This is a genomic window from Streptomyces sp. NPDC093586 (assembly GCF_044764905.1).
Classification (GTDB): Bacteria; Actinomycetota; Actinomycetes; order Streptomycetales; family Streptomycetaceae; genus Streptomyces.
In genome coordinates this window covers 1-24,928 of sequence record NZ_JBIWJA010000004.1, presented here as the reverse complement: position 1 = coordinate 24,928, position 24,928 = coordinate 1, and the positions used below count along the sequence as shown (strand labels likewise).

The following is a 24,928-nucleotide window of genomic DNA, read 5'->3' as shown; positions in this document are numbered from 1 at the left end:
GGCACCGGGCGGGCCGACGCGGTCCGCCCGCCCCTTTCGGCACTCTCAGGGAGGCGCGCATGGCCATGGCCGGCCTGTTCTGGATCACCGAGGACTGCGTGTACGTGGGCGCCGAGCCCACCGGTACGGCGCCCGGGGTCCGGCTGACCAAGGACGGGGTCGAGACCCTCGGGCTCGGTGAGGGCAGGGCCTGGCGGTGGGACGAGGTGCGGGGACTCGACGTGGCCGACGTGGCCGTACGGACCCCCGCGCGGCGACTGGTGACGATGGCGTTCGACGCGCTGCTCCCGCTGCTGAGCGGCGACGGGGAGCAGCCGCCGGCCTTCACCGTGCGGGTGGAGACCGCCGACGGAGCGTCCGCCGAGGTGAGCGCCCTGGCGGCCGTTCCCGGCGGGATCCACACGCCGGAGGAGTACGAGCTCTCCCGCGCCCTGCTCGCCCGGCTCGCCGACGGCCGCGCCTCCGTCGATGACCTGCTCGTCCGCCACCACGACCTCGTCGGGGGACGCGTCCGGGGCAGACAGGAACGGACGGCACTGCTCCGGGAGTGGGCCGTCGGCTGACGCGCGGCGGGCGCGGGGCAGGGATCGCACCGGCCGGATATGTGTTCGCCGCGGCAGGTATCCGGTCGGCGCGACTAGAGTTCAGGTGCGGGGAAACCGGACTCCCCGCGGCGGATCGTGTCCTGTGCGGTCCGCGGGAAGGTATGCATGTCCCCGGAGAGCAGGCCGGACGCCGAAGGGCGGACACAGGCCGCCGACCGGCTCGACGACGATCACTACCCGGCGTACACCATGGGCAGGGCGGCCGCGCTGACCGGCGCCACGCCCGGGTTCCTCCGCGCACTCGGCGAGGCGGGGCTGGTCAGCCCGACGCGGTCGGAGGGCGGCCACCGCCGGTACTCGCGCCGGCAACTGCGCCGCGCCGCCCGGGCCCGCGAGCTGGTCGACCAGGGAACGCCGATCGAGGCCGCCTGCCGCATCGTCCGCCTCGAGGACGATCTGGAGGAGGCGCTGCGCCTCAACGAGGAACTGCGCCGCACGGCCGGGCGGACCGGCGGTGGCGTCCGCGGCGGCGGGGGAAAATCTGACACCGGCGAAACAGATATTCGCGGGCAGGCGGGAAGGTAATTGCATTCCCATTCCCGCAGTGATTTTCGCCGTGATTTGCTGCCCGCGCCGCCGGGGAATTACGTGCTAGTCTCGACGTCAGTTGCAGTTGTGGTTGCCATGTGCGTTACCGGTTTTCCGGGCAGGTGATCATCGCAGCGATGAGCAGGCCCGCACGGTGCGGGCCTCCAGCACTGCCTAGGAGTAAAAACATGGCTTCCGGTACCGTGAAGTGGTTCAACGCCGAAAAGGGCTTCGGTTTCATCGCGCAGGACGGCGGCGGCGCCGACGTCTTCGCCCACTACTCGAACATCGCCACCCAGGGCTTCCGTGAGCTCCAGGAGGGCCAGCGGGTGAACTTCGACGTCACGCAGGGCCAGAAGGGCCCGCAGGCGGAGAACATCGTTCCCGCGTAACACGCGCGAACCGCACATGAGGGCCCGCACCGTTCGGTGCGGGCCCTCATGCGTGTGCGGGCGCCGGTGACTTTGCCGTTTCTTTACAACCCGCTCCGCCGCCGCCTCGTCTCTCCGCTCGATCCGCGATCCACGCGACCACGCGTCCCCGCCCACCGACCACGGGCGGGCGGACCGACCGACGAGAGAGAGCGACCCGATGCGCCGCACCATCCTCAGTGCCCTGGCACTCGCGTGCACCGCCGTCCTGGCGAGCACCGTCCCCGCGTTCGCCGACGACCCGACCGCCGCCCCCAGCAGCCCCCCGTCCGCCGCCCCCAGCAACCCTCCGTCCGAGGCCGTCCCGAGCCCCACCACCGAGGCGAGCCAGGTCCCGGCACCGGCGCCGTCCGTCAGTTCCCCCGCTCCGGCCGCCGAGCCGGGCAAGCCCTCCGAGGGCCAGGTCTCCGCCGTGCCCGAGGGCGCGCCCGACACCGGGGTCACGTCGTCCTCCGGGGACGGCGGCGCGCTCGTCGGCGCGGGCGCCGGCACGCTGCTCGCGGCGGGCGGCGCGGTCGCCTTCGTCGTACGCCGCCGCCGGACGACCGGGGCGTGATCCTGTTCTCCAGGCGCGCCCTGGCCGGTCCCGTCCTGGCCTCGCTGCTCGTGGGCTGCGGCGGGGGGAACGGGGCCGAGGAGGCCGCCGCTCCGCCGCCCGCCCGCACGGCACCCTCCGCACAGTCCGCAGCCGGTCCGGCGCGGCCCCTCGGACGTTCGGTCCCGGTCGGCCTGCGCATCCCGGTCATCGGGGTCGACACCCCGGTGATGCGGCTGGGGCTGGAACCGGACGGCACGGTGCAGGTGCCGCCCGTCACGGACCACGACCGCGCGGGCTGGTACCGGCATTCGCCCACGCCGGGCCAGGTGGGACCGTCGGTCGTCCTCGGCCACGTCACGGTCGGCACCCACGGCGACGGGGTCTTCCGCCACCTCGCGCGGCTGCGCCCGGGTGACCGGATCGAGGCGCGCCTGGAGAACGGCACGGTCGCGGTGTTCGCCGTCACGTCCGTACGCACGGTGGCGAAGGCGGAGTTCCCGACGCGGGACGTCTACGGGGACGTGGACCGGCCGGAGTTGAGGCTCATCACGTGCGGCGGCCCGCACGACGGCGACGGCTACCGGGACAACGTCATCGTCTTCGCCGAGCTGACCGCCACGACCACGGCCGCCGCCCCCGCGCCGACGGCCACCGCACCGTCGTGACCACGGGAACGCGCACCCCCGCACCGGCGTCTTCCCCTGTCCCCCCACTCGACCATGGAGAGCGTTGAAACGGTCCCGTGACAGGGCGGCGTCCGAGCTGTTCGCCGCCCTCTACCCCCGCCTGGCCGGCTGGTGCCGCCGCCTCGTCGACGACGACGGGACGGCCCACGAGATCGCCTCGGAGGCGTTCACCCGGCTCTGGGCCCGCTGGACGTCCGTCGACGAGCCCCGCGGTTTCCTCTACGTCACCGCCGCCAACCTCGTCCGGGACCACTGGCGCAAGCTGGAGCGCGAGCGCCGGGCCGTGCGCCGGGTCACCGCGGAGGTCGCCGTCCGCCCGCATCCCGAACAGACCGACCCCTCGGTGCGCCTGCTCGTGCAGTCCCTGCCGGAGCGACTGCGCGTGCCGATCCTTCTCCACTACTACGCTGACATGCCGATCCGGGAGGTGTCCGTGCTGACCGGGCGCAAGGAAGGAACCGTCAAGGCCGACCTGCACGCGGCCCGCGAACTGCTCCGCGTCCACCTGAGGAGGAGCCTTGACCACACGCTTTGACGACGACCCGGGCGACCCGGACGGCCCGGGGTTCGCGCACGACGATCCGCACGATCCGCTGCTGGTGGTCCTGCGCCCGGAGGCGGACTTCCTGGGGCCGCCGCCGGGCCGCTACGAGGCGATCCGCCGGGCGGCGTCCCGGCGCCGCCTGCTGCGCGCCGCCGCCGGGGCCGCCGCGACCTGCGCCGCCGCTGCCGCCCTGTTCACGCTGCCCGTCCCGTGGACGGACCCCGGCCCGCCGGCCCGACCGGCGGTACCGCTGGCGCCCCCGGCCGCCCCCTCGGCGTCACCGTCCGCGCCGCCGCCGACACCGTCCCCGTCGACACCGCCCGCACCCGCTCCGTCCGACGCCCCGTCCCAGGTCCCGGACCGGCCGGTCCCCCGTACGTCCGTCCCCGCCGTGCCCACCGCCGAACCGAGCACACCACCGGCCCGGGAAGGGCCGGCCCCGGCGACCTCGGCGGCGACCTCGGCCCCGGCCGGGCCGGCGGTCCGCCCGGGCACGGCGGCCACGCCCTCGGAGTGAGGGCGGGGCGGCGTGCCGCAGGGACAATCGGACGATGATCTACCACGTCGTACCGCTCGCCGACTGGAACGCGGGCCCCGGCCGGCCGTACGCACCCGCGTCGCTCGCCGAGGACGGTTTCGTCCACTGCTCACCGGACGAGGAGACGACCCTCGCCGTCGCCGACGCCTTCTACCGCACCGCTCCCCGGCCCCTGCTCGCCCTGTGCATCGACGAGAAGCGGCTCACCTCTCCCTGTGTGTGGGAGGCGGCAGCCCCCGCTCCGCCGCCCGGGGTGGCCGAAGGCACCCTGTTCCCGCACGTGTTCGGCCCGGTCGACCGGGACGCCGTCGAGCGGGTCCTGGAGGTCCGGTGGGACGGCGAGGGCCGGGCGACCGGTCTGGCCGCCCGCGGCTGACGCCGTAGGCCCCGTCCGTCCCGCGTGGTGACGCGGGCTCAGCTCTCCAGCGGCGGGGTGCCGCCGAGCAGCGCCGACGCGGTCTCCACCGGAGTGGCGGCCGGCGCGGGCGCGGGGGCGGCCTCGGGGTCGGGGTGGCAGGTGAAGCCGAGCCGGGCCATGGCCCGGGTGACCTCGCCGCCGGTGAAGTCACGGCGGTCCTGACGGGTGATGACCGCGCCGACCTGCTTGACGGGGTAGCGGCGGCGGCCGATGGTCACGGACTCGCCCGTGATGGGTTCGGGCGTGATGCCCTTCATCGAGCTGAGCACTCCGTCCTTGGTCAGGTCGAAGGGGTACCGGGCGATGACGCAGCGCATGATGCCTCACAGGGGAAGGGGGAACCGAGGAGTTTGCCGTTCGTGATGGCCGTTCGGCCGGGTGAGGACCCCCGGAGAGGGGGCCCGACGACGGGACCCCGGTGACGGGGCCCCGGTCGTACCGCCGGCCTAGGCGGCCGAGTCGCCGGTGGACTGCCGCCGCGGCCTGCGCCGGGACGCCGCCTCCCCGGCGGACCGCCCCTGGGCGGAGCCGCCCTGCACGGAACGGCCCTGTGCGGAACGCCCCTGTCCCGAGCGCCCCTGGCCGGTGCCGCCGCCCTGCGCGGTACGGCCCGGCGCGCCGCCGCGGCCACGGCGGCCGCGGGACGAGGAACCCCCGGACGCGGCGCGTCGGGGACGCTCCACGACCGGCGCGGTGATGACGACGGGGACACCGGACGGCGCCTGCGCGCCGGTGATGCGGGTCAGCTCCGCCTCGCCCGAGCGGACCGGGGTGATCTGCGGGGTGATGCCGGCCGACGCCATCAGCCGGCTGATGTCACGCCGCTGGCCGGGGGTGACCAGGGTGACGACGCTGCCGGACTCGCCCGCGCGGGCGGTGCGGCCGCCGCGGTGCAGGTAGTCCTTGTGGTCGGTGGGCGGGTCCACGTTGACGACCAGGTCGAGGTTGTCGACGTGGATGCCGCGGGCCGCGACGTTGGTCGCCACCAGCGCCGTGACGTGTCCGTCCTTGAACTGGGCGAGGGTCCGGGTGCGCTGCGGCTGGGACTTGCCGCCGTGCAGGCCCGCCGCGCGGACGCCGCTGTTCAGCAGGTGCTTCACCAGCTTGTCCACGGCGTGCTTGGTGTCCAGGAACATGATGACCCGGCCGTCGCGCGCCGCGATCTCGGTGGTCGTGCGGTGCTTGTCCGTGTCGTGCACGTGCAGCACGTGGTGCTCCATCGTGGTGACCGCGCCGGCCGATGGGTCGACGGAGTGGACCACGGGGTCGGTCAGGTAGCGCTTCACCAGCCGGTCGACGTTGCGGTCGAGGGTGGCGGAGAAGAGCAGCCGCTGCCCGTCGGGGCGCACCTGGTCGAGCAGGGCGGTGACCTGGGGCATGAAGCCCATGTCGGTCATCTGGTCGGCCTCGTCCAGGACCGTGGTCTCGACGTCGTCCAGCCGGCAGTCGCCTCGGTCGATGAGGTCCTTGAGGCGTCCGGGCGTCGCGACGAGGACCTCGGCCCCCGCGCGCAGGGCGCCGGCCTGCCTGCCGATCGACATGCCGCCGACGACGGTGGCCGTCCGCAGGCCCACGGCGCGGGCGTACGGGGTGAGCGCGTCGGTGACCTGCTGGGCGAGTTCACGGGTGGGGACGAGGACGAGGGCGAGCGGCTGCCGCGGCTCGGCACGGCGTCCCGCCGTACGGGCCAGCAGGGCGAGGCCGAAGGCGAGGGTCTTGCCCGAACCGGTACGGCCGCGGCCGAGCACGTCGCGGCCGGCCAGCGAGTTGGGCAGGGTCGCCGCCTGGATCGGGAACGGCTCGGTCACGCCCTCGCGGCCGAGCGCGGCCAGCAGGGCCGGCGGCATGTCGAGGTCGGCGAAGGACTCCACGGCGGGCAGCGCCGGGGTGATCGTCTTCGGCAGCGCGAACTCGCCCTGGGGAGCGGCCGGGCGGCGCCCGGAACCCTGGGCCCGGCGCGGACCGCCGGACCGCCCGGAGCCCTCGAAGGACCGGCCGCCGGAGCCCGAGGCTCCGCTGCGGGTGCGGGAGAAGCGACTGTTCGTTCGTGTGCGGTTCATGGGGAACCTTCCTTGATACGGCACGTATCAAGGGAGTCCCGCAGCGAAGAGCGGCGCAGGGAATCGCAAGAACGAGCCGGCCCCGGCCGGCTTCGGCGAGGTACGCCGCGCGACCGGGAGAATCGGGTGGATCGAGGGAAATGAAAAATTCAGGGGAGGAGAAGTCCGGGGGAGAACCGGCGGAATTCGGAATCGCGCCCTGAAACGCGGCGAGCTGGGGCCCGCACCCCTTGAGGTGCGGGCCCCAGCTGCGAAGTGCGCGTGAGCGTCAGGCGGGAACGATGTTCTCGGCCGTCGGGCCCTTCTGGCCCTGCGCCACGTCGAACGACACCTTCTGGCCTTCCAGCAGCTCGCGGAAGCCCTGAGCGGCGATGTTCGAGTAGTGGGCGAAGACGTCGGGGCCGCCGCCGTCCTGCTCGATGAAGCCGAAGCCCTTTTCGGAGTTGAACCACTTCACGGTACCGGTAGCCATATTGAATCTCCTTCGGAAACGGTGCTCGGAGCCCGCCCTGTGCGTGCTCCGGTCGCCGCGATGATCACCCCGTCGGAAAAACCTTCAGGCAACCACTACTGCAACTTCCGTCGACAGTAGCACGCCGTGATCTCCCGGGCGCGTGGAATAATCCGGCCTTCGATGGCCGTGAGGGGAATATTCCCGGCGCGTGCCGCTGAATTCTCCCCTCATGGCCACAGATATTGCTCCGCCCCGACCACAGGGTCCACCGGCGCCGCCGCCCTCCGCACCGCCGTGACCTCCGCCGACGGCTTCGCGGGGCCGCCGGTGCCCGTCCCGGCGCGGGAGACGCCGCGGACGTCGTCCCCGCCCCGCGCCGAGACAAGAAGCACACCGGCCGCGACGGCCCCCGGGGCACCGACGCGCCGGCCCTCAGACGTTGACGCCGAAGTCGGCGGCGATGCCGGCCAGCCCGGAGGCGTAGCCCTGGCCGACGGCGCGGAACTTCCACTCGGCGCCGTGGCGGTAGAGCTCGCCGAAGACCATCGCGGTCTCGGTGGAGGCGTCCTCGGACAGGTCGTAGCGGGCGATCTCCTGGTTGCCCGCCTGGTTGACGACCCGGATGAAGGCGTTGCGGACCTGGCCGAAGCTCTGGCCGCGGTTCTCCGCGTCGTGGATGGAGACGGGGAAGACGATCCTGTCGATGTCGGCGGGGACGGCGGCGAGGTTCACCTTGACGGTCTCGTCGTCGCCCTCGCCCTCGCCGGTGAGGTTGTCGCCGGTGTGCTCGACCGAGCCGTCCGGGCTGGTGAGATTGTTGTAGAAGACGAAGTGCCCGTCCGAGGGCACCTTGCCCGAGGCGTCGAGAAGGAGCGCGGAGGCGTCGAGGTCGTAGTCGGTGCCGGTCGTGGTGCGCACGTCCCAGCCGAGGCCGACCAGGACGGCGGTCAGCCCCGGTGCCTCCTTGCTGAGCGAGACGTTGCCACCCTTGGCCAGGGAAACTCCCACTGCGTACTCCTTCTCGGCGAGCGTGGTCGTGGTCCACGGCGCGGACACGATCTCGAATCTACAGCAATGTAGAAGATCCCGGCGCGGGTCCGGCCGACCCGGCGTCCGTACGAGGTCCGCCCGGAGACGGGCGGCGGCGGAAGGGAGTGCGGCGTGACGGATCACCGGCGTCCCCGGCGGCGGGGACAGGGGGAACTGGAGGCCCTGGTGCTCTCGGCGCTGCGTGAGGCGGAGGGCCCGGCGACGGCCGGCTGGGTACGGGAACGCCTGGGCGGGGACCTGGCCCATACGACGGTGGTCACGATCCTGACCCGGCTGCTGGACAAGGGCGCGGTGAGCCGGGAGCGCGCGGGCCGCTCCTTCGCCTGGACGCCGGTCGCGGACCGGGCGGGCCTGGCCGCCCGCAGGATGCGCAGGGTGCTGGACGCCGAGGGCGACCGCGCGGCGGTCCTGGCGAGCTTCGTGACCGGCCTCGGCCCGGCCGACGAGCGGCTGCTGCGCGACCTGCTGGGCGAGGCGCGGGCCGCGGAGGAGGACTGACGCCGCGCACCGTCCCGCCGCTCGGTGGGGCGAGGGCGGACGGGCGGGGGCGGAACCGGCCGCGGCACGGAGCCCGCCCCCGGTTCAGGAGCAACGGCCGCCGCTCCCCGGCTACTTGCTGACGGCGAAACGCATCAGGGCGTGCTCGTCACCCTGCTTGATCTTCCCCGTCTCGTTGATCACCTGCAGCTTCCACGCGCCACCGACCCGCACGGCCTTGGCCACGGCGCAGCCGTTGTCCTGGCTGAGCAGGCTGGGCCAGATGTCGGCGACCTGCTGGGAGCTGCCGCCGGTCGCGTCGTAGACCTTGAAGCTGACGTTGCGGGCCTTCTGGAACGAGCTGCCCTTCTTGTAGGCGGCGGCGACGAACACGATCGACGTGATCGCGGACGGGAGCCGCGCGAACTCGACGGTCACCGTCTCGTCGTCCCCGTCCCCGTGCCCCGTCTGGTTGTCACCGCTGTGGAGCAGCGAGCCGTTGCCCATCGGGTCGAGCGAGTCGAGCCCGGCGAGGCGCACCGGGTCCCCGCCCTGCATGGCGACGGCGATCAGGTCCAGGTCGGTGCCGGTCTTGCGGCGCAGCTTGCCCATCACTCCGCCGCTGCTGCCGGCGGTCGGGTCCCAGGAGACACCGATGGACAGATGGGTCACTCCGTCCAGGTCGGCCGGCCCGTCTTCCTTGGTGAGCGTGATCATGCGCGAGTCCTCCTCCGTCAACGAACTACACCCCAGAGTCTGCCTGGCCCGCGGCGATTCCGGGACGACGGGTCCACCCCGACGTCCGACTCGGCGACGGACGGAGCGCGGTCGGTCTCCTCCGGCTCCAGGGAGAGCGGTTCACACAGCTCTCCGGCGAGACAGGCCGCGAGGTGCGTCCGGATCACTTCGGGTCGAAGGACCAGACCATGCCGACCTCGCTGTCGGAGACGAGGACCAACCCGAGGTCCCAGTCGTGCCGGGAGACGGTCGAGCAACCGGAAACGCGCTGGTAGTAGTCGATGTCTTTGCTGTCAGGGCCGGTATTGGCGTAAAAGCGGGAACCTTCGGGGAAGCGCGACAGGATGACGTCGGCTTTCTCCTCCAGTGCCGGTCTGTGCCGAACGAAATCCCGCTCCCTCTCCACGTTCAGCCACGGCGTGGAGAGAGCCACCAGGAACCGCCTGGCGGAGGAGCGGGGGATCTCCCCTACGCGGGCTCTCCAGGCTTCCGTCGTCGAAGAGGCGCTCGGGAGCGAGACGAACGGGTAGAACGGGTCGTCAAGCCTTTCGACGTCACCCTCATGGAAGTCCACCGTGCGCCAGCCACGGGCGTCGGGAGTTTCCCCACGCATCAGCGTGCACACGTCGAGCGCCCAGTCCTGGTGCTTCCTGCCCGTGACCTTGGCGATGGTGTAGCGGTGTGCGTACATGCCGATCGCCTCGGCCCACGACCGCTCGTCGAGCACGGCCATCACGGGATTCCTCCGGTATCACTGGGCGTGGGCGTGGGCGTGGGCGTGGGCGTCGGAACGGCGAGGGGCGGGCCCGGACTCGGTTCATACGTGAGCGCCGTCGGGGAACGCGTGGTCGTCGGCCGCCTCGGCGCGGAACCCGACGGGGACGAGGCCCGGCGGGGCCTCAGCGCACGGGGAAGCCGAAGGCGTAACCCTGTTCCTTCAGCGAGGGCAGGATCCGGCGCAGGGCCTCGACGGTCTGGGAGCGGTCGCCGCCCGCGTCGTGGAAGAGGAGCGTCGGCCCGTTGGGCAGCTCCCGCTCCACGGTGGCGACGATGGCGTCCGTGCCCGGCCGCTCGAAGTCCTTGGTGTCCACGTTCCAGCCCAGCGGGCGCATGCCGTGGGAGGCGGCGAGCTTGCGGCTGTAGGGGGTGAAGGCGCCGCCCGGTGCCCGGTAGTACATCGGCCGTACGCCGCCGGACGCCTCGACGATCATGCGCTCGGCGTCGAGGATCTCCTTCGCCTGGTAGGCCTCGGACTTCTTGTCCATCGCGGTGTCGTGCGACACCGAGTGGTCGCACAGCCGGTGCCCGGCGGCGACCACCTTCTTCACGAGGTCCGGGTGGGCCTGCGCCTGCGTACCCGTCACGCAGAACGTGGCCTTGACCCCGTACTGCCGCAGCACGTCGAGCACTTGCGGGGTCCACGCCGGGTCGGGGCCGTCGTCGATGGTGATGTTGACGCCGCGCGCGCCCGCGTCCGAGGCGTGCACGATGGTCACCGCCACCTGCTCGACGTCACCGCCGGGCGTCGCCGGCGCGGTCGCCTTCGGCGACGACGATGCGCCCACGGAGTCGGCCTGCGCGGTCCACACCGAGGCGCCGACGGCGAGCAAGGTCACTCCGAGCGCCGCCCCGGCCACCTTGCCGTACCAGCTCCTACCACCACTGTGACGCGCCATGTCCGCCCCGCTCTCCCGCTGTTGTCCGCCTCGATCATCCCAAGTCCATCCAGGAGGACGGAGAACGGGGTCCGCGGGATGCGTCCGTTACCGATCACGGACAATTCCGGGGGAGTTCGCGGACAACCCACCTGCCGGGGGACCGACTTCAGGAGCCGAGCCGGCACTCCGGGGCCTTGGCCCGTGCGGGCGCCGGGGCCGTCGGTTCTGTGCGGTCGGCCCGGACACTCCGGCGGAGGGCGACGGCGCGCTCTCGCGGATCGACGCCGGGCGCGCGGTCGGGCTCTCGACCTGCCTGGCGGCCCCTGCGCGCGGACGGGCACCGCGTCCGCCCGGAACACGGACGGCCGCACCGGGCCCCCGGTGAAGACGGGAGGCCCGGTGCGGCCGGCGGTGGTCGTGGTACGGGACGCCGGGGCGGTCACCAGGAGAGGGCGTCCGCCGCGTTGTCCTGCCAGTACGTGACGGTGGCGGCGCTGTTGAAGAAGGTGCCGCCGTTCGGCAGCTTCAGGGTCTTCTCCTTGCCGGCCACGCCGCCCTTCCGGTCGGCGAAGTACACGCCCAGGGTCTTCTCGTTGCCGCCGCCCTCGCCGTCGGGGGAGTACGTCAGGACACCCGCGTAGGCGGACTGGCCCGGCTCGAGCGTCACCACGGCCTGCGGCGTGGTCTCCCGGGCCCACGGCAGCGGGGCCTGGGCGTCGGCGCCGGCCCTCAGGTGCGGGGCGCTGTAGGCGTAGCAGGGCTTGGTGCCGGTGTTGGTGGCCTTGAGCAGCAGGTGGTTGATCGGACGCGCCGCCTCGGTGACGGTCACCTTCATGTTCGCCGCGGTGCAGGTGACGGCCGAGGGCGCCTTCTTCGGGGCGGCGGAGGCGGCCTGCCCGGCGGCCTGGACGCCGACGAGCGCGAGGGCGGCGGCGACGACCATGGAGGAGGCGGCCGAACGGGAGAGGAGACGAGTGGCGATACGCATGACGGGACTGCTTTCTCTGAGTACCAGGAAGAGGATCCTGTGGTGGCTGTGCCGGTCGGTCTTGTCCTGACCGTGCTGTCCGTGGCTCGGACGGGCGAACCGGAGCACGGGTCACGAGAAGGAGGTCGAGCGGGGCGGATCACCGTGTCGGCGAGGCGCCGTGCTGCGATGACCCAAGCCTGTGCCATGCGCCGTCCCATCCGCCATTCCCTCGGGAATCGAGGGATGCTGGGATGCGTGAAACGGCTCTGACCTGGGGGAACGTGACCGTCCTGGGACGCCGGATGGAATGAGGGCCGAGGGGGACGGCCGGGGAGAGCGCCGATTCACGGCGGTGCCGCACGAGTTGGGCAGTGTCCCGGGCCGAGGTACGAGCCCGGGCGATCGGTGATCGCACGCCGCGGATGCCGGGGGGCAGGGCGGTGCGGCGGCGTGGCCGGCCCGGAGGGTCGGCGTGCAGTGCGTGTGACGCGCCGCCCGGCGGGGTTGCCGGGGAACGGAAGACCGAGGGCTCCCCTGTCCGATCGTGCCCGGCGCGGCGCGGCGTGGCGCTGCGTGGCGCGGCGTGGCGCGGCGTGGCGTGGCCTGGCACGCAGGCCGGCGGCTCGTGCTCAGCCCGTCGGCACGCCCCTGTCGGCCCATGACGGTGCGTACGCTGACGGCGGCTCCCCCAGGATGACGCCGAGGGCCGCCCCCGCCCCCGCCCCCGCGCTCGCGCTCGCGCCCGGGAGCGGGCCCGGGCGACGGGGATCCCGGCGTCCGCTTGACACCCTGATCCCCCTGGTCACGGAGCGCCGGTCCCCGCCCCCGGTCTTTCGTCGCCGTGTACGTCCGCGGCACGGCAGCCGCGGAGCCGGGCACCCGCGTCACCGTGCGCATCCCCGAGGACGACCCCGTTCGGCTGTGGCGGCGACTGCCGCAGAGCCGGCGGGGCGCCGGCGTCGCCCACGCCGTGCGCCGCACCCCCGGCTTCATCGGCGAGCCCCGGGTGAACGTCCTGGAGCCCGACATCGCGCTCGAGGAACTCGTGGCGAGCAGCTGACGGTGTTGTACGCCCCTTGTGGGAACCGACGGCCCGGAACACGCTCCGAGTCCGTCGGCTCTCCTCGCCACGAACTCCCACCGCACCGTTCCGTCCCCGCTCGCGGCGGGAAAGGCGCACACCGGTGTGCCCCGGGGCCGGTCCTGGTGCCGTCCATGCGCGGGGCCTCCGGCGAGAAGGCCGCGGCGGTGGCCGCCGGGACTGTCCGACCGCGTCCTGAAGGTGTCTCAGGCAGGGCTGTCCGAGGTCGTTCCGGGTTTCGTGTGGAGGATCTCGCGGGCCTGGTCCGCGGCACGGGCGATGCTCTCGGAGACGAAGTCGATGAAGCGGGCGATGTTCTCCAGGCGGGCGGCGGCCGGGGTGTCGGGGCCGAGGATGCCGACGCCCTGCCGGGCGACCTCGCCGAGGTGGGCGGCGGCGCGGGCGCTGGCCATCATGGACTGGTACATGACGTCGTCGTCGACGATGTAGCGCTCACGGCGGCGTTCGTCGCGTTCCCGGCGGATGAGGCCCTGGCTCTCGAGGAACGCGACCGCCTTGGAGACGGACGCCGGGCTGATCCGGAGGCCCTCGGCGAGTTCGGAGGCGGTGAGGCTGCCGGCGTCGGTGGTGTAGAGGCCGGCCAGCACCCGGGCCGTCATCTTGGGCAGGCCCGATTGCATGAAGACGGTGGTGAACAACTCCTCGTACTCGCGTACGGCTTCGGCGTCGCGGCCGTGGGCCTGCGGGGGCGTGCCGGGGTTCCGGGAGGCGGTCTTTCTGCGGCGGCGGGCGCGGTGTTCGGTGGCGCGGTGGGCGAGGTCGGCGCGGTAGGCGGTGGGGCCGCCGTTGCGCATCACCTCGCGCGTGACCGTCGAGGTCGGGCGCTCGAGGCGCCTGGCGATCTCCGCGTAGGCGAGCCCGTCGGCCAGCCCCAGTGCGATCTGCTGGCGTTCCTGCTGGGTGAGTCTGCCTCCCGGCATCGCGGTCTCCTTCGTGGTCCGTGGTGTCTCCAGGGTAGCGTTCACCCTTAATTCATTGCAATGCTTGAGCGAGGGTTGTTGCGTTAGACTTTGAAGTCGTTGCAACGAATTTGCCGCATCTGCCTGCAGTAATAGGAGGATTGGGCAACGATGTAGTTGCCGTCCCCAGAAAGGCAACGTAGCTTTTCACTCGCCGGAAACAACGAGTCGAAGGAGAGCACGATGCAGAAGTTCGACACCCCCGCCCCGGTGACCGCCGTCCTCGACATCCCCGCCGGCCGCGTCCGGTTCATCGCCGCCGACCGGTCCGACACCGTGGTCGAGATCCTCCCCGCGAACGCCTCCAAGAGCCGTGACGCGAAGGCGGCGGAGCAGACCGAGGTCGCATACGACGACGGCGTCCTGCGGATCAAGGCTCCGGAGGCGAAGAACGAGGTCCTCGGCTCTTCCGGATCCATCGAGGTGACCGTCCAGCTGCCCGCCGGCTCCCGCGTCGAGGCGAAGACGTCCCTCGCCGAGTTCCGGGGCGTCGGACGGCTCGGCGACGTCTCCTTCGAGGGCGCGCAGGGCTCGGTCGAGCTCGACGAGACCGCCGACGCCCGTCTCACCCTCCAGTCCGGCGACGTCTCGGTCGGCCGCCTGGGCGGCTCCGCGCGGATCAGCACCCAGAAGGGTGACCTCCGCATCACCGAGGCCGTGCGCGGCACGGTCACGCTGCACACCGAGTCCGGTGAGATCTCGGTCGGCGCCGCCCGCGGGGTCTCCGCCTCCCTGGACGCCGGCACCTCCTACGGCCGGATCCACAACGCGCTCAAGAACACCGACGGTGCCGACGTCGCCCTGACCATCCACGCGACCACCGCCTACGGAGACATCAGCGCCCGCAGCCTGTGAGCGGCGCTCCCGCCCCGTCCGCCCGGTACGGAACCCGTCCGTCCTCTCGGCGTCATCGCCCCGGCCATGCACTGCGGTCCTGTTCCACGGGGCCGCTGCGGCGGGGCGCGATGGCGTTCAGCTGTCCACGTACGAACGCTCACGGAGACAGGGGGACGCCCGTGGTGGTGCCCATCGGGTCCGGCGCGTGGCCCGCGCGCAGTCTGCCGGGCGTGCTGTCGCCCCCGGCACGGCGGGACCTGCTCGGCCCGGGGGCCGAGGTCCGGTTCGAGCTGGGGGAGGTGCTGCTGAGGGAGGGGGACGACGACCAGCACGTGTTTCTGCTGCTGTCCGGTTTCGCCAAGGTCACGGCGACCGTGGAGAACGGCGAGACCTCCCTCCTCGCGGTCAGGGCCGCCGGCGACACGGTGGGCGAGATGGCGGACCTGAGCGGGGCCCCGCGCTCGGCGACGGTCACCGTGTGCGGGCCGCTGACCGCCCGTGTGTGGAACAACGGTGAACTGCGGGCGCTGCTGGAGCACCGTCCCGCGGTCTCCATGGCCTGACCGGCATGGTGGCCGACCGGTTGCGCCGGGCGAACCGGCGGCGTGGTCATCGGCTGCCGGCTGACGCAGCCGGCCACGATGGCCGGCGCGCCCGAGAGGGCCGGCCGCCGGACGGTCTCGCACCTCGGCCCCGACGGGGAGCCCATCCGCGCAGACGGGACCTTCGGCGCTAGGAAGGAAGCCGGGAGCCGGCCGTCTCAGGCCGAGGCAGGCCCCGGCCGCGGCGACTGGCGCGCTCCCGACGCAGGAGCGGTCGGCTTCGTCGGAGCAGGGGGCCTTCGCGCGCGCAGTTCTTCGGATGCAGCCGGTTCTCCCCGTAAGGCTGGCGGTCGCGACTTCCCGGAACAGCCGACGCCCGCGCCTCGGCTCATCTGCCGGCTTCCGGGCCGTACCACCGGAGCGCCTGGCCGGTGACAGCGGCGATGCACTCGAAGTCACGGCCGCGGTGCAGCAGAGTCGAGCCCTGCGACTCGGCCGCGGCGGCTACGACGAGATCGACGGAACCGGCCTGCTCACTTCCCGCGCACGAGGACGCATACCGGAAGCCCTGTGGCACGATCGGCTGCTATGCCGCCCCTGCCCGCGTGGCCGTCAAGTCCCCTTCGCCGCCCGCTCGTTGCCCTGCTCGCGCTGCTCGTCGGCGCCGTCGCCTGCGCCGTCGGCGCAGGACCCGCGGACGCGGCGAAGAGCGCCCGGGCCGCGACACCCGACCACCCGCGCTACGACGTGACCCTGCGCGCCGACGCCGACGGCACCCACTGGAAGGGCCGGCAGCAGGTGTCGTTCCGCAACGCCTCCGACCAGCCCCTGCGCGAGGTCTACCTACGGCTGTGGGGCAACGGTGAGGACGCCTGCGGCACTCCCGGCAGCCCCTCCCCCGTCACCGTCTCCCGGGTGCGCGGCGGCACGGCGAGCGGGCTCAGCGTGGACTGCACCGCGCTGCGCATCACCCTGCCCACGGCTCTCGAACGCGGCCGGCGCACGGCCGTCTCCTTCGACCTCTCCCTCACCGTGCCCGAGCGCAACAACCGCTTCGGCCGCGAGGGCGCGTTCCGTTTCCTCGGCAACGCGCTGCCCGTGCTCGCCGTGCACGACGCGACGGGATGGCACCTCGACCCGTACGTGTCGACCGGCGAGAGCTTCTACACCCTGGCCGGCGACTTCCGGGTCACGCTCGACCACCCGTCGGCCCTGCAGGTCCCGGCGACCGGCCGCACCCGCACCGGCCCCGGCACGCCGGGGCGCACCCTCACGCACAGCGACGCGCACCGGGTACGGGACTTCGCGTGGGCGGCAGGCCCGTTCCGCACCGCGACCCAGACCACCCCCGGCGGCGTGCGGGTCAGGTCGTACTGGTCACCCGACACGCCCGCCGAGGGCGTACGTCTCACCCGCCGGGACGGCGCCGCCGCCGTCGACCGGTTCAGCACCGAGTACGGCTCCTACCCCTACGGCGAGCTGGACCTGGTGATGACCCCGCGGTTCGGCGGCGGCATGGAATACCCCGGCCTGGTCCTGCTCGGCACCGAGGAGGAGGGCAGCGCCGTCGTCCACGAAGTGGCCCACCAGTGGTGGTACGGCATCGTCGGCAACGACCAGTACCGTGCGCCCTGGCTGGACGAGAGCTTCGCCCAGTACGCCAACGCCCGCTTCTACGGCTGGGACACCCGCGACTGCTGGGCCCCGGACGAATGGACCGACCAGGACGCCGCGCTCACCAGCCCGATGGCCTACTGGACGGAGCACCCCGGCACCTACCACCTCGTCTACACCGCCGGCTCCTGCGCCCTGGCAGACCTGGAACGCACCCTCGGCACCGCCACCATGGCACGCCTCCTCAAGCGCTACGCCCACGACCACTGGTACGGCGTCTCCACCACCGCCGACTTCAAGAAAACCGCCCAGTCCATGACCGACAAGGACCTGACCTCCTTCTGGCAGACCCACCGCATCCGGTGAACACCCCGGCACGACCACACCCACGGCGATGCCTCCTCGCCGGCGGACACCGGACAAGGAGCTGAGGCCGGGATCGTCCGGGAACAGCGAGATCCGGATCCTCTTCGCTTCCGATCCGGTCCGCCGAGGAGCGCTACCGGGCGCATGTGGCCGATCTCGGAACCAGGCAGTACGGAGTACGAATGAGCACGGTCAGCTGGGAGGAGACCAAGCGCAAGGCGCGCGAGCGGCGCGAGGCCGCTGGACTGCCGGTGCGTTCGGCTCAGGAGAAGCAGGCAGCCATGGACAGGCTGATCGCGGAGGTGCGCGCTCACAGGCTTGCCGAGGTCCGGCGTGAGCAGGCGTTGACCCAGCGCCAGGTAGCCGCGTCCATGGGGGTCTCGGCACCTCGCGTCTTCGCGATCGAGCACGGCGAGCTGGACCGGGCCGGGGTGGCGACGCTTCGGGCTTATGTGGGAGCACTCGGTGGTCGGCTGCGCGTGGTCGCGGAATTTCGGGGATGCGGAGTACACCGTCGCTCGAGGCGACCGTGCCCGCCCCTGGCCGCGGGGCCGGCGTCGTTCTCCGGCACTCTGCCGCAGCATGCCTCTGCCGCCCGGCCTCCGGACGGTGAGAGCGAAAGAGAGAGCACCGTCGGCCTTGACGTCACCGTAGGGAAGGCCCAGGAACGGGCAGCCCGGACGAACGCCGAAAAGTGCTCGGCGTGAATCCGGCGCGCGGCGAGTGACCGCCGAGGCCAGCAAGAAGGCCAGGGTCTTCGACCTGGGCCTTCTTCGTGGAGCGGGTGACGGGAACCGAACTCGCGCCCTCAGCTCGGGAAGCGACGGCTCCTGAACGCTCGCATGGCTTCTGACCTGCGTGGATTCATCGTACTGACGCCGTTGCCCGGGGCCGTTCGCACCGCCGCTGACCGTGAGTGTCCGCTCCTACGGGCACGCTGTGGGCACGGCCGCGAAGAACGGTGGCAGCGTGCTCGTGTGAACGGGTGCCGCGCTTGGTCCGGCTGTTTCGGATCACCGGCTCGGAAAGCCTCCGCGGGTGCACAGCCTTCGGCGGCCACCACGAGGTCGACGGCCCCCCACCGCTCCCGCGACGTGGGAGGCCGTTCGGCCGGGGCTACTTGGTGAGGTGCTCCTCCAGGTCGGCGAGCACCTTGTCGGCGGCGGTCACGCCGAGGCCGAGGTACCACGTCTCGTCCGGGACGTCGTAGGCGTGGCCTGCCTTGACCGCACCGAGGTTCTTCCACAACGGGTTGCCCTGGGCCTTGGACTTGTCCGTGGCCTTCGGGTCGCCGTAGACGCCGGTGAAGACGTAGTCGGCGTCGGCCTGGTCGATGTTCTCGGCGCTGATCTCGGCGGCCAGGTCATTGATGTCCTGGTTCTTGGGCCGCGGAATACCGGCGTCCTTCAGGATCGTGCCGATGAACGAGGCGTTGGCGTACAGGCGGATCACGCCGTCCGGCAGGTAGCGGACCATCGAGACGGTGGGCTTGTCGGTGCCGAGCTTCGTGCCCAGTGCCTTGGCCTTCTTCTCGTAGGCCGCCAGCTTCTGCTTCGCCTCGGCGGTCTTGTCGAGGGCGGCCGCGTTGAGGAGGTAGTTCTCCTTCCAGGTGAAGCCCGGGCGGAGGGAGAAGACGGTCGGTGCGATCCGGGACAGCTCGTCGTACTTGTCGGCGGCCCGCAGCTGGCTGCCCAGGATCAGGTCCGGCTTGAGCGCGGCGATCGCCTCGAGGTTGAGGGTGTTGATGGTGCCGACGTTCTTCGGGCTGCCCGCGTCCTTCTTCAGGTAGGACGGCAGCTCGGGGGAGCCCTCGGTGGGGGCGAGGCCGACCGGCTTGACGCCCAGCGAGACCACGTTGTCGAGTTCGCCCACGTCGAGGACGACGACCCGCTTGGGCTGGGCTTTGAGCTCGGTCTTGCCCATGGCGTGGGTGATGGTGCGCGGCCACTCGCCGGCCTTGGCGTCGGTGCCCATCGCGGCGGTCTTCCTCGCCGCGTCGGCGAACTCGTGCCCGCCCTTCGCGACCGCCTTCTTGTCGCCGGAGCCGGAGCCGGCCCCGGCGGACGTACCCTCCCCGTCGGAGGAACCACCGCACGCCGTCAGGGCGAGGGCGGCGGCGAGAGCGAGGGCTGCTGCGGCGGTGCCGCGGCGGCGGACGGACATGGAGGACTCCCGTCGGACAGGGACGATGTGGCTCAAAAATTTAGGCAAGCCTTACCTTATGTGAATCCTGTGAACCGGTCACACCCGGGGGAGGGGGTGGTTCCGGTCACACTCCGCCTCGACGCTCCGTCGGCCGTGGAGGGCCGGGCACCACCAGCGGATCCCCCGTCACCGGATCCGGTACGACGACCGACGCCAGACCGAAGACCTCCTCGACCAGTTCGGCGGTGACGATGTCGGCGGGCGGCCCCTGCGCCACGATCCTCCCGGCCCGCATGGCTATCAGGTGGTCGGCGTAGCGCGCCGCCTGGTTCAGGTCGTGCAGCACCGCCACCACCGTCCGGCCGCGCTCGTGGTTCGACTGCCGGACGAGATCCAGGACTTCGACCTGGTGGGCGATGTCCAGATACGTCGTCGGCTCGTCGAGCAGCAGCAGGTCCGTGTCCTGGGCCAGGGCCATGGCGATCCACACGCGCTGGCGCTGGCCGCCCGACAGTTCGTCGACCTGACGCTCCGCGAGGTCGATGGTCGAGGTGCGTTCCATCGCCTCGGCGACGTGCGCCTCGTCCGTCTCGGACCACTGCCGCCACCACTTCTGGTGGGGCATCCGGCCACGCGCGACGAGGTCCGCGACCGTGATCCCCTCCGGCGCCACCGGAGTCTGCGGCAGCAGCCCGACCACCTGGGCGATCCGCCGGCTCGGGACGCGGGACAGGTCGGTGCCGTCCAGGAGCACCGCGCCCTTGCGGGGCTTCAGCAGTCGGCCCAGCGCGCGCAGCAGCGTGGACTTGCCGCAGGCGTTGGGGCCGACGATGACAGTGACCTTGCCGTCCGGGATCTCCACGTCCAGGTCCTCGACGACCACCCGGTCCTCGTAGGCGAGGGTGAGTCCCCGTGCGGTGAGGCGAGCGCCGGTCACGGGGGTGCTCGGCCGGTCCTCGGTCATGTCGGCGGTCGGGCGGTTGCCGGTCACGCGGTTCCTCCGGTACGGCTGCTACGGGTGCGGACGATCAGCCACATCAGGTAGGGGGCGCCCACCAGGGCGGTGAACACGCCGACCGGAAGTTCCAGCGGCGACAGCAGACGACGGGCCAGCAGGTCCGCGACCACCACGATCAGCGCGCCCATGAGCGCCGAGCACACCAGCGGGATGTGCGGGGTGCGGGTGAGCCGGCGGGCGATCTGCGGGGCGAGCAGCGCCACGAAGTCGACGGGGCCCGCGGCACCGGTCGCCACGGACGCGAGGACGACGCCGAGGAGGCTCAGCCCGAGCCGCGTCCGCCCGAGCCGGATGCCGAGGGCGGTGGCCGTGTCCTCGTCGAACGCCGACCCGCGCTGCGCCCGCGCCGCCCACAGCAGGAACGGCAGCAGCAGGACGAGGACCGTCGCGAGCGGTGCCGCCTGGTCGTAGCCGCGGCCGTTGAGGGATCCGGTGAGCCAGGTCTTGGCCTGCTGGGCGACGAGGTAGTCGCCCTTGGTCACGAACAGCCGGGTCAGCGAGCCGAGCGCCACCGAGATGCCGATGCCGATCAGGACGAAACGGGACGCGGCGAGCCCGCCCCGCCACGCGAGCAGGTAGACCAGCAGGGCGGCGAGGAGACCGCCCGCCACGGACACGTAGGGCAGGGCGGCGTACGAGGTGACACCGAAGGTCATCGCGGCGACCGTCGCCGCGCCCGCCCCGTGCGTCACGCCGATGACGTCGGGGCTGGCGAGCGGGTTGCGGGCCACGGTCTGGATCAGCGCCCCGGAGACACCGAAGGCGGCGCCCACGAGCAGCCCGGTCACCAGCCGCGGCAGCCGGAGCGTGCCCACGACGAGCTCGTCGGGGCTGGGCAGACCGAGCAGCACGCGGACGACCTCGCCCGGAGAGACGTACGATTCCCCGACGCACAGCGACACCACGACGGCGCCGGCGAGCAGGACGGCGAGGACGCCGACCACGGTCAGAGCCCGGCGGTGCAGCAGGAAGCTGCCGCTGCGCCCGGCCCGCAGGACCCAGTGTCCGGCGGGCCGGAGGGGAGCGCGCTGGGGAACGTGCTGGGGAACGTGCGTCATGCGGCCGCCACCGCCTTCTTCCGCCGCACGAGCACGACCAGGAACGGCACCCCCGCCAGGGCGGTCATCACGGCCACCGGCACCTCCGACGGCCGTACGACGATCCGGCCGAGGACGTCCGCCAGGAGCAGCATCACCGGCCCGAGCAGCGCGGCCATGGGCAGCAGCCAGCGATGCTGCGGACCCACGAGCGCGCGGGCGATGTGCGGTACGGCGAGGCCGGTGAAGGCGATGGGGCCGGCCGCCGCGACCGCAGCGCCCGTCAGCACGGTCGCGCCCAGGGCACCGGTTGCCCGCAGCAGTGCGACATTGCGGCCGAGTCCCCGGGCGATGTCGTCCCCGAGCGCGAGGGCGTCCAGGCCGCGGGCCATGCTCAGCACCAGGAGCAGTCCGGCGAGCAGGAAGGGCCAGACCTGCCCCGCGATCGATGCGTCCCGGCCGCTGATCGAACCGACGTCCCAGAAGCGGAACTCGTCCAGGGCCCGGGCGTCGGTCGTCAGGATCGCCGAGATCAGGGAGGCGAGGAACGCGTTCACGGCGGCCCCCGCGAGGGCCAGCTTGACCGGTGTGGCACCGCCCCGACCGCTGCCGGCGACGGCGTAGATGCACACCGCGGCGACGCCGGCGCCCGCGAACGCGTACCAGACGTATCCGGTCAGTGAGTGCACCCCGAGGAAGGCGATGGCGCAGACGACACCCAGCGATGCCCCCTGGCTGATGCCCAGGATGCCCGGCTCGGCGATCGGGTTGCGGGTGATGCCCTGCAGAACCGTTCCGGCGACGGCGAGCGCGACGCCGACCAGCACCCCGATGACCGTCCGCGGCACCCGCAACGACCGTACGACCTGAGCGTCGCTGCTCATCCCGCCGTGCACCAGGGCGTCCCACACCACTGAGGGCGCGATCGCGCGGCTGCCGACGGCGAGACTCAGCACCACCGCCAGCAGCAGCAAGAGAAGGCCGGCGGCCATCCACCCCACGCGGCGGCTTGCGGCTCTCGACATGCGCCCTCTCTCTGTTGGTTAGCCAAGGCTGGCCTAAGAGTACGTTGTGTCGAAAGTGACGATTCCGCTGGTTGTGCCGGGGTCCACCAGAGGCGCCCGAGGCGTCCGCGGTGGCAGCGGCAGCGGGAGCGGGACCAGGCCAGGACCGCGCCGCCCGACAAAGGTGTGGGCCGCTTCGACGTGCAGCCCCAGCACCTCTACTTCACCTCGCTCGTCGTTCGGGACGGTCAGTTCGACTACGACAAGCAGGCGAAGACATTGACGGAGACGCTGGTCAAGTACAGCCAGTCCGCGGGAACGGGCTGGGGCGCGGACTCCTTCGCCGATCGGTACGGCATCGTCGCCGGGAAATTCCTGGAACTGTGGGCGAAGAGCGTGGTGTCGGTGGGCGGCGTGGCGGTGGGTCTCACCCAGACCGCGAACAACTACGTGCTGGCGGACTGGGCGGCCGGCAAGGGCAAGGGCGCACCCCCGGAGGAGAAGCAGCCTCCAGCGGTGATCACCACGGCACCCGAGTACGGCCCGCCGAACGACCTGACGTGGCGGGGGGAGGGGGAATACCACGACTCGTGGGCGATATCCGGGATCCTCGGGGAGGTTCCGGATTTCCTCATGTTCATCATGAAGCCCGTGGTCGACGAAGGGCTGAGGCTCGGCCGTGTCCACGAGATCACGCCGGGCGTCAAGGAAGAGGAGTTCCGCGACATCGCCGGGGCGTGGCGGGAGGCATCCAAAGGCGTGAAGAAGGCGGCGGACGACTTCACGGCCGCGATCTCCTACATCACCGACCCCACAGGCAACGGTGAATGGCAGGCCGCGATGAATGCCTTCTGCCAGACGATCTGGGGAACCACGGCATGGGGGAAAGTCCGTGACCAGCGGGCCGAGGTGACACCCAAGAAGGGTGCCCGGAGCTGGAAGACCCACGGGAAAATGGACCCCGCCACCAGGCGCCCCATCATCGAGGTCCTCGACAAGAGCGCGAACACCATTCAGAAGCTTTTCGACGATTTGGCCGACGTGGGCCAGAAGACCACGGAAACCACCACGCGCCTGGCCAAAGAGGCCGCGGACAAGACGGTGAAGGACCTGACCACGGGCCTCGACCCCTTCGAACTCACCAGGCTCGCGGTCGGGCTCGTGGTCGCGGAAGTCGTCCTGACCTTCCGGTCCCACATGGACAAGGAGGCCATGGACGCGGCGGTCGGGGCCTATCACGAGGCGTTCGGCGATGCCGCGGGCAAACTGGCCATGCTCGAGTTCGAGCTCGACGAGGCGCTCCTGAGCGTGCCCACGTTCCAGGCGGAACGGGCACGGGCGCAGGGTTTCGGCGCGCGCTCCCTGAACGAGTTCACGAAGGAGCACAGCTGGCAACTGCCGGAGAGCCGGTTCCCGTACAGGTACTCGGTGGACCTCGCCGCGGCGGAAGGGATGGGGAACGGACATACCCTCGACAAGCACGTGGGCAAGACCGACGAGCAATTGCTGCAGCGGATGAGAGACGAGAGCAAAGCGAATGGTGAGCCGAAGATTCCGACGGCATCGACCTACGCCGATGTCGAGGCCGCGCAACGGTTCACGCAATACTGCCTGCGTGACAACAGCGACGACATCGACCGGTGGCTGGCGGGAGACCCGCCGGACATGTCCATCACCGTCACGACCGACTCCGTACCGTTGCAAGGGCCTCTCGCCGGTGACGCCGTGACCGGCAGGGGTGTCACCTACGACGGCAGCAAGCTTTCGGAGGGGCACGACACCAAGGGCGTGTCCCTGCGGCTCATGCGTGATCCGAGCCTCGATCCGCCCTACCTGGTGTTCACCTCGATGCCCGTATGAGCGAGATCTGGATGGTCTACGGAACGATGCCCGATGAGAACGGGACGCCGGCGCCCTTGGATGCCGACTCCTGGTGGTCGGCGGTGGAGATGTACGACCGTCGGTACACCTTTGTCGCCGCCGGTCCCCGTACGCGAGAGGATTGGCTGCACGATGTTGCCTCGGTCATGCGGGGCGAGACGGCGGATCCCCGGGCCTGGCGGACCATCGATCCCGACGAGGGCGAGGAGGAGAGGGAGGACGACCCGGCCTACCCCTTTGTCCTCCCGCCCGTGGACGAGGCGGGTGCGGCGGAATGGCGAGGCCGGCTCAGGGAGATTCCGCGTTCGGCGGTGGTGCGGCTCCTCGTGCTGCTGGCCACCATCGATCTCGATGTCTCCAAGGACCCCCGTTCTCCCGCACAGCGGGCTGAAATGGAGAAGCACGCCAGGGTGATCCTCACGCGCTTTTCCGACGGGACCCGGTTCTTCACGAACACCTGGGGAGGCGGCGCGTCCCTCGACTTCTATCAGCAGATCTCGAGCTGCTCACCGATCAGTCGGTACGCCTGGGACTTGGGGCTCCTCTGGGTGTCCCGTGAGGAAGTCGGGCTGATCTGGTCCTTCGATCCACGATGAGAGGTGACAACCGTTGCTGACCAGATCCGCAACCTACCCCGACCGGAGAACCGCTCACTGGGCCACCCAGCAGGTGGTGACCGGAAACGAGCAGAGGATTCACCGCTGGCTCGCCCAGGGCACCCGTGCTCG

At 71.9% G+C, this 24,928-nt stretch carries 28 protein-coding genes and 1 pseudogene; 16 read left to right on the top strand and 13 right to left on the bottom strand.

All coding sequences use genetic code 11. The features are described from left to right. Positions 1–59: 59 nt before the first annotated feature. The 8 genes from ACIRFH_RS05915 to ACIRFH_RS05880 all read left to right on the top strand — a co-directional run bounded on the left by ACIRFH_RS05915 (position 60) and on the right by ACIRFH_RS05880 (position 4,246). A complete protein-coding gene (locus ACIRFH_RS05915; protein ID WP_403517324.1) occupies positions 60–563 on the top strand; it encodes a hypothetical protein in 504 nt (167 codons plus the stop codon). Positions 564–710: 147 nt separating this feature from the next. After that, entirely contained in the window at positions 711–1,130 is a 420-nt protein-coding gene (locus tag ACIRFH_RS05910; protein ID WP_403517323.1) for a MerR family transcriptional regulator, read from the top strand. A 191-nt stretch (positions 1,131–1,321) separates the two neighbouring features. Further along, the gene (locus tag ACIRFH_RS05905; RefSeq protein WP_003975194.1) at positions 1,322–1,525 is read left to right on the top strand and encodes a cold-shock protein; all 204 of its coding nucleotides are present in this window, start codon (positions 1,322–1,324) and stop codon (positions 1,523–1,525) included. A 199-nt stretch (positions 1,526–1,724) separates the two neighbouring features. Next, a complete protein-coding gene (locus tag ACIRFH_RS05900) occupies positions 1,725–2,120 on the top strand; it encodes a sortase-dependent protein (protein WP_403517322.1) in 396 nt (131 codons plus the stop codon). Beyond that, the gene (locus ACIRFH_RS05895; protein WP_403517321.1) at positions 2,117–2,767 is read left to right on the top strand and encodes a class F sortase; all 651 of its coding nucleotides are present in this window, start codon (positions 2,117–2,119) and stop codon (positions 2,765–2,767) included. Before ACIRFH_RS05900 ends, ACIRFH_RS05895 begins: the two co-directional genes overlap by 4 nt. A gap of 64 nt (positions 2,768–2,831) precedes the next feature. Further along, entirely contained in the window at positions 2,832–3,323 is a 492-nt protein-coding gene (locus ACIRFH_RS05890; protein WP_403517320.1) for an RNA polymerase sigma factor, read from the top strand. Then, positions 3,307–3,849, top strand: a complete 543-nt coding sequence (locus ACIRFH_RS05885) for a hypothetical protein (protein ID WP_403517319.1) — start codon at positions 3,307–3,309, stop codon at positions 3,847–3,849. The genes ACIRFH_RS05890 and ACIRFH_RS05885 overlap by 17 nt, the downstream gene beginning before the upstream one ends. A 34-nt stretch (positions 3,850–3,883) precedes the next feature. Next, positions 3,884–4,246 (top strand): DUF952 domain-containing protein, encoded by a 363-nt coding sequence (locus ACIRFH_RS05880; RefSeq protein WP_403517318.1) that lies wholly within the window; start codon positions 3,884–3,886, stop codon positions 4,244–4,246. 38 nt (positions 4,247–4,284) lie between these two features. On the opposite strand, the gene ACIRFH_RS05875 is transcribed toward ACIRFH_RS05880, so the two are convergent. The 4 genes from ACIRFH_RS05875 to ACIRFH_RS05860 all read right to left on the bottom strand — a co-directional run bounded on the left by ACIRFH_RS05875 (position 4,285) and on the right by ACIRFH_RS05860 (position 7,810). Continuing rightward, the gene (locus ACIRFH_RS05875; RefSeq protein ID WP_403517317.1) at positions 4,285–4,605 is read right to left on the bottom strand and encodes an SCO5918 family protein; all 321 of its coding nucleotides are present in this window, start codon (positions 4,603–4,605) and stop codon (positions 4,285–4,287) included. Between the two features lie 129 nt (positions 4,606–4,734). Further along, positions 4,735–6,348 carry a DEAD/DEAH box helicase gene (locus tag ACIRFH_RS05870; RefSeq protein ID WP_403517316.1) on the bottom strand — a complete coding sequence of 538 codons (1,614 nt, stop codon included), beginning with the start codon at positions 6,346–6,348 and terminating at the stop codon, positions 4,735–4,737. 268 nt (positions 6,349–6,616) lie between these two features. Further along, positions 6,617–6,820, bottom strand: coding sequence for a cold-shock protein (locus tag ACIRFH_RS05865; protein WP_403517315.1), 204 nt, complete (start codon positions 6,818–6,820; stop codon positions 6,617–6,619). Positions 6,821–7,234: 414 nt separating this feature from the next. Beyond that, a complete protein-coding gene (locus tag ACIRFH_RS05860) occupies positions 7,235–7,810 on the bottom strand; it encodes a TerD family protein (protein ID WP_403517764.1) in 576 nt (191 codons plus the stop codon). Between the two features lie 153 nt (positions 7,811–7,963). On the opposite strand from ACIRFH_RS05860, the gene ACIRFH_RS05855 reads away from it, so the two are divergent. Continuing rightward, positions 7,964–8,350, top strand: a complete 387-nt coding sequence (locus tag ACIRFH_RS05855; RefSeq protein ID WP_403517314.1) for a BlaI/MecI/CopY family transcriptional regulator — start codon at positions 7,964–7,966, stop codon at positions 8,348–8,350. Positions 8,351–8,461: 111 nt separating this feature from the next. Here ACIRFH_RS05855 and ACIRFH_RS05850 read toward each other — a convergent pair whose 3' ends face one another. The 4 genes from ACIRFH_RS05850 to ACIRFH_RS05835 form a co-directional block, all read right to left on the bottom strand. Further along, positions 8,462–9,046 (bottom strand): TerD family protein, encoded by a 585-nt coding sequence (locus ACIRFH_RS05850; RefSeq protein ID WP_403517313.1) that lies wholly within the window; start codon positions 9,044–9,046, stop codon positions 8,462–8,464. A gap of 184 nt (positions 9,047–9,230) precedes the next feature. Beyond that, a complete protein-coding gene (locus ACIRFH_RS05845; protein WP_403517312.1) occupies positions 9,231–9,800 on the bottom strand; it encodes a hypothetical protein in 570 nt (189 codons plus the stop codon). 166 nt (positions 9,801–9,966) lie between these two features. Next, positions 9,967–10,743, bottom strand: coding sequence for a polysaccharide deacetylase family protein (locus tag ACIRFH_RS05840; protein ID WP_403517311.1), 777 nt, complete (start codon positions 10,741–10,743; stop codon positions 9,967–9,969). Between the two features lie 421 nt (positions 10,744–11,164). Continuing rightward, on the bottom strand, positions 11,165–11,713 hold the full coding sequence (locus ACIRFH_RS05835; protein ID WP_403517310.1) for a DUF4232 domain-containing protein: 549 nt from the start codon (positions 11,711–11,713) through the stop codon (positions 11,165–11,167). Between the two features lie 946 nt (positions 11,714–12,659). On the opposite strand from ACIRFH_RS05835, the pseudogene ACIRFH_RS05830 reads away from it, so the two are divergent. Beyond that, positions 12,660–12,755 (top strand): annotated as a pseudogene (locus ACIRFH_RS05830) (potassium-transporting ATPase subunit C); the annotation flags it as partial. A 227-nt stretch (positions 12,756–12,982) separates the two neighbouring features. Here the strand turns inward: ACIRFH_RS05830 and ACIRFH_RS05825 are convergent. Beyond that, positions 12,983–13,717 (bottom strand): helix-turn-helix domain-containing protein, encoded by a 735-nt coding sequence (locus tag ACIRFH_RS05825; RefSeq protein ID WP_403517763.1) that lies wholly within the window; start codon positions 13,715–13,717, stop codon positions 12,983–12,985. Positions 13,718–13,939: 222 nt separating this feature from the next. Between ACIRFH_RS05825 and ACIRFH_RS05820 the strand changes: the two genes are divergently transcribed. From ACIRFH_RS05820 to ACIRFH_RS05805, 4 genes are all read left to right on the top strand, one after another. Next, positions 13,940–14,611 carry a DUF4097 family beta strand repeat-containing protein gene (locus ACIRFH_RS05820; RefSeq protein WP_403517309.1) on the top strand — a complete coding sequence of 224 codons (672 nt, stop codon included), beginning with the start codon at positions 13,940–13,942 and terminating at the stop codon, positions 14,609–14,611. 161 nt (positions 14,612–14,772) lie between these two features. Continuing rightward, a complete protein-coding gene (locus ACIRFH_RS05815) occupies positions 14,773–15,156 on the top strand; it encodes a Crp/Fnr family transcriptional regulator (RefSeq protein ID WP_403517308.1) in 384 nt (127 codons plus the stop codon). A gap of 567 nt (positions 15,157–15,723) precedes the next feature. After that, positions 15,724–17,115, top strand: a complete 1,392-nt coding sequence (locus tag ACIRFH_RS05810) for a M1 family metallopeptidase (RefSeq protein WP_403517307.1) — start codon at positions 15,724–15,726, stop codon at positions 17,113–17,115. Positions 17,116–17,297: 182 nt separating this feature from the next. Then, the gene (locus ACIRFH_RS05805; RefSeq protein ID WP_403517306.1) at positions 17,298–17,822 is read left to right on the top strand and encodes an XRE family transcriptional regulator; all 525 of its coding nucleotides are present in this window, start codon (positions 17,298–17,300) and stop codon (positions 17,820–17,822) included. A gap of 409 nt (positions 17,823–18,231) precedes the next feature. On the opposite strand, the gene ACIRFH_RS05800 is transcribed toward ACIRFH_RS05805, so the two are convergent. The 4 genes from ACIRFH_RS05800 to ACIRFH_RS05785 all read right to left on the bottom strand — a co-directional run bounded on the left by ACIRFH_RS05800 (position 18,232) and on the right by ACIRFH_RS05785 (position 22,340). After that, entirely contained in the window at positions 18,232–19,278 is a 1,047-nt protein-coding gene (locus ACIRFH_RS05800) for an ABC transporter substrate-binding protein (protein WP_403517305.1), read from the bottom strand. Between the two features lie 106 nt (positions 19,279–19,384). Then, a complete protein-coding gene (locus ACIRFH_RS05795; RefSeq protein ID WP_403517760.1) occupies positions 19,385–20,224 on the bottom strand; it encodes an ABC transporter ATP-binding protein in 840 nt (279 codons plus the stop codon). A 23-nt stretch (positions 20,225–20,247) separates the two neighbouring features. Beyond that, positions 20,248–21,336: a FecCD family ABC transporter permease gene (locus ACIRFH_RS05790; RefSeq protein ID WP_403517304.1), complete on the bottom strand. Its 1,089-nt coding sequence runs from the start codon at positions 21,334–21,336 to the stop codon at positions 20,248–20,250. Continuing rightward, positions 21,333–22,340, bottom strand: coding sequence for a FecCD family ABC transporter permease (locus ACIRFH_RS05785; protein WP_403517303.1), 1,008 nt, complete (start codon positions 22,338–22,340; stop codon positions 21,333–21,335). Before ACIRFH_RS05785 ends, ACIRFH_RS05790 begins: the two co-directional genes overlap by 4 nt. 165 nt (positions 22,341–22,505) lie before the next feature. On the opposite strand from ACIRFH_RS05785, the gene ACIRFH_RS05780 reads away from it, so the two are divergent. After that, positions 22,506–24,179 carry an RNase A-like domain-containing protein gene (locus tag ACIRFH_RS05780; protein ID WP_403517302.1) on the top strand — a complete coding sequence of 558 codons (1,674 nt, stop codon included), beginning with the start codon at positions 22,506–22,508 and terminating at the stop codon, positions 24,177–24,179. Continuing rightward, a complete protein-coding gene (locus tag ACIRFH_RS05775) occupies positions 24,176–24,796 on the top strand; it encodes a hypothetical protein (RefSeq protein ID WP_403517301.1) in 621 nt (206 codons plus the stop codon). The genes ACIRFH_RS05780 and ACIRFH_RS05775 overlap by 4 nt, the downstream gene beginning before the upstream one ends. Positions 24,797–24,928: the final 132 nt, after the last annotated feature.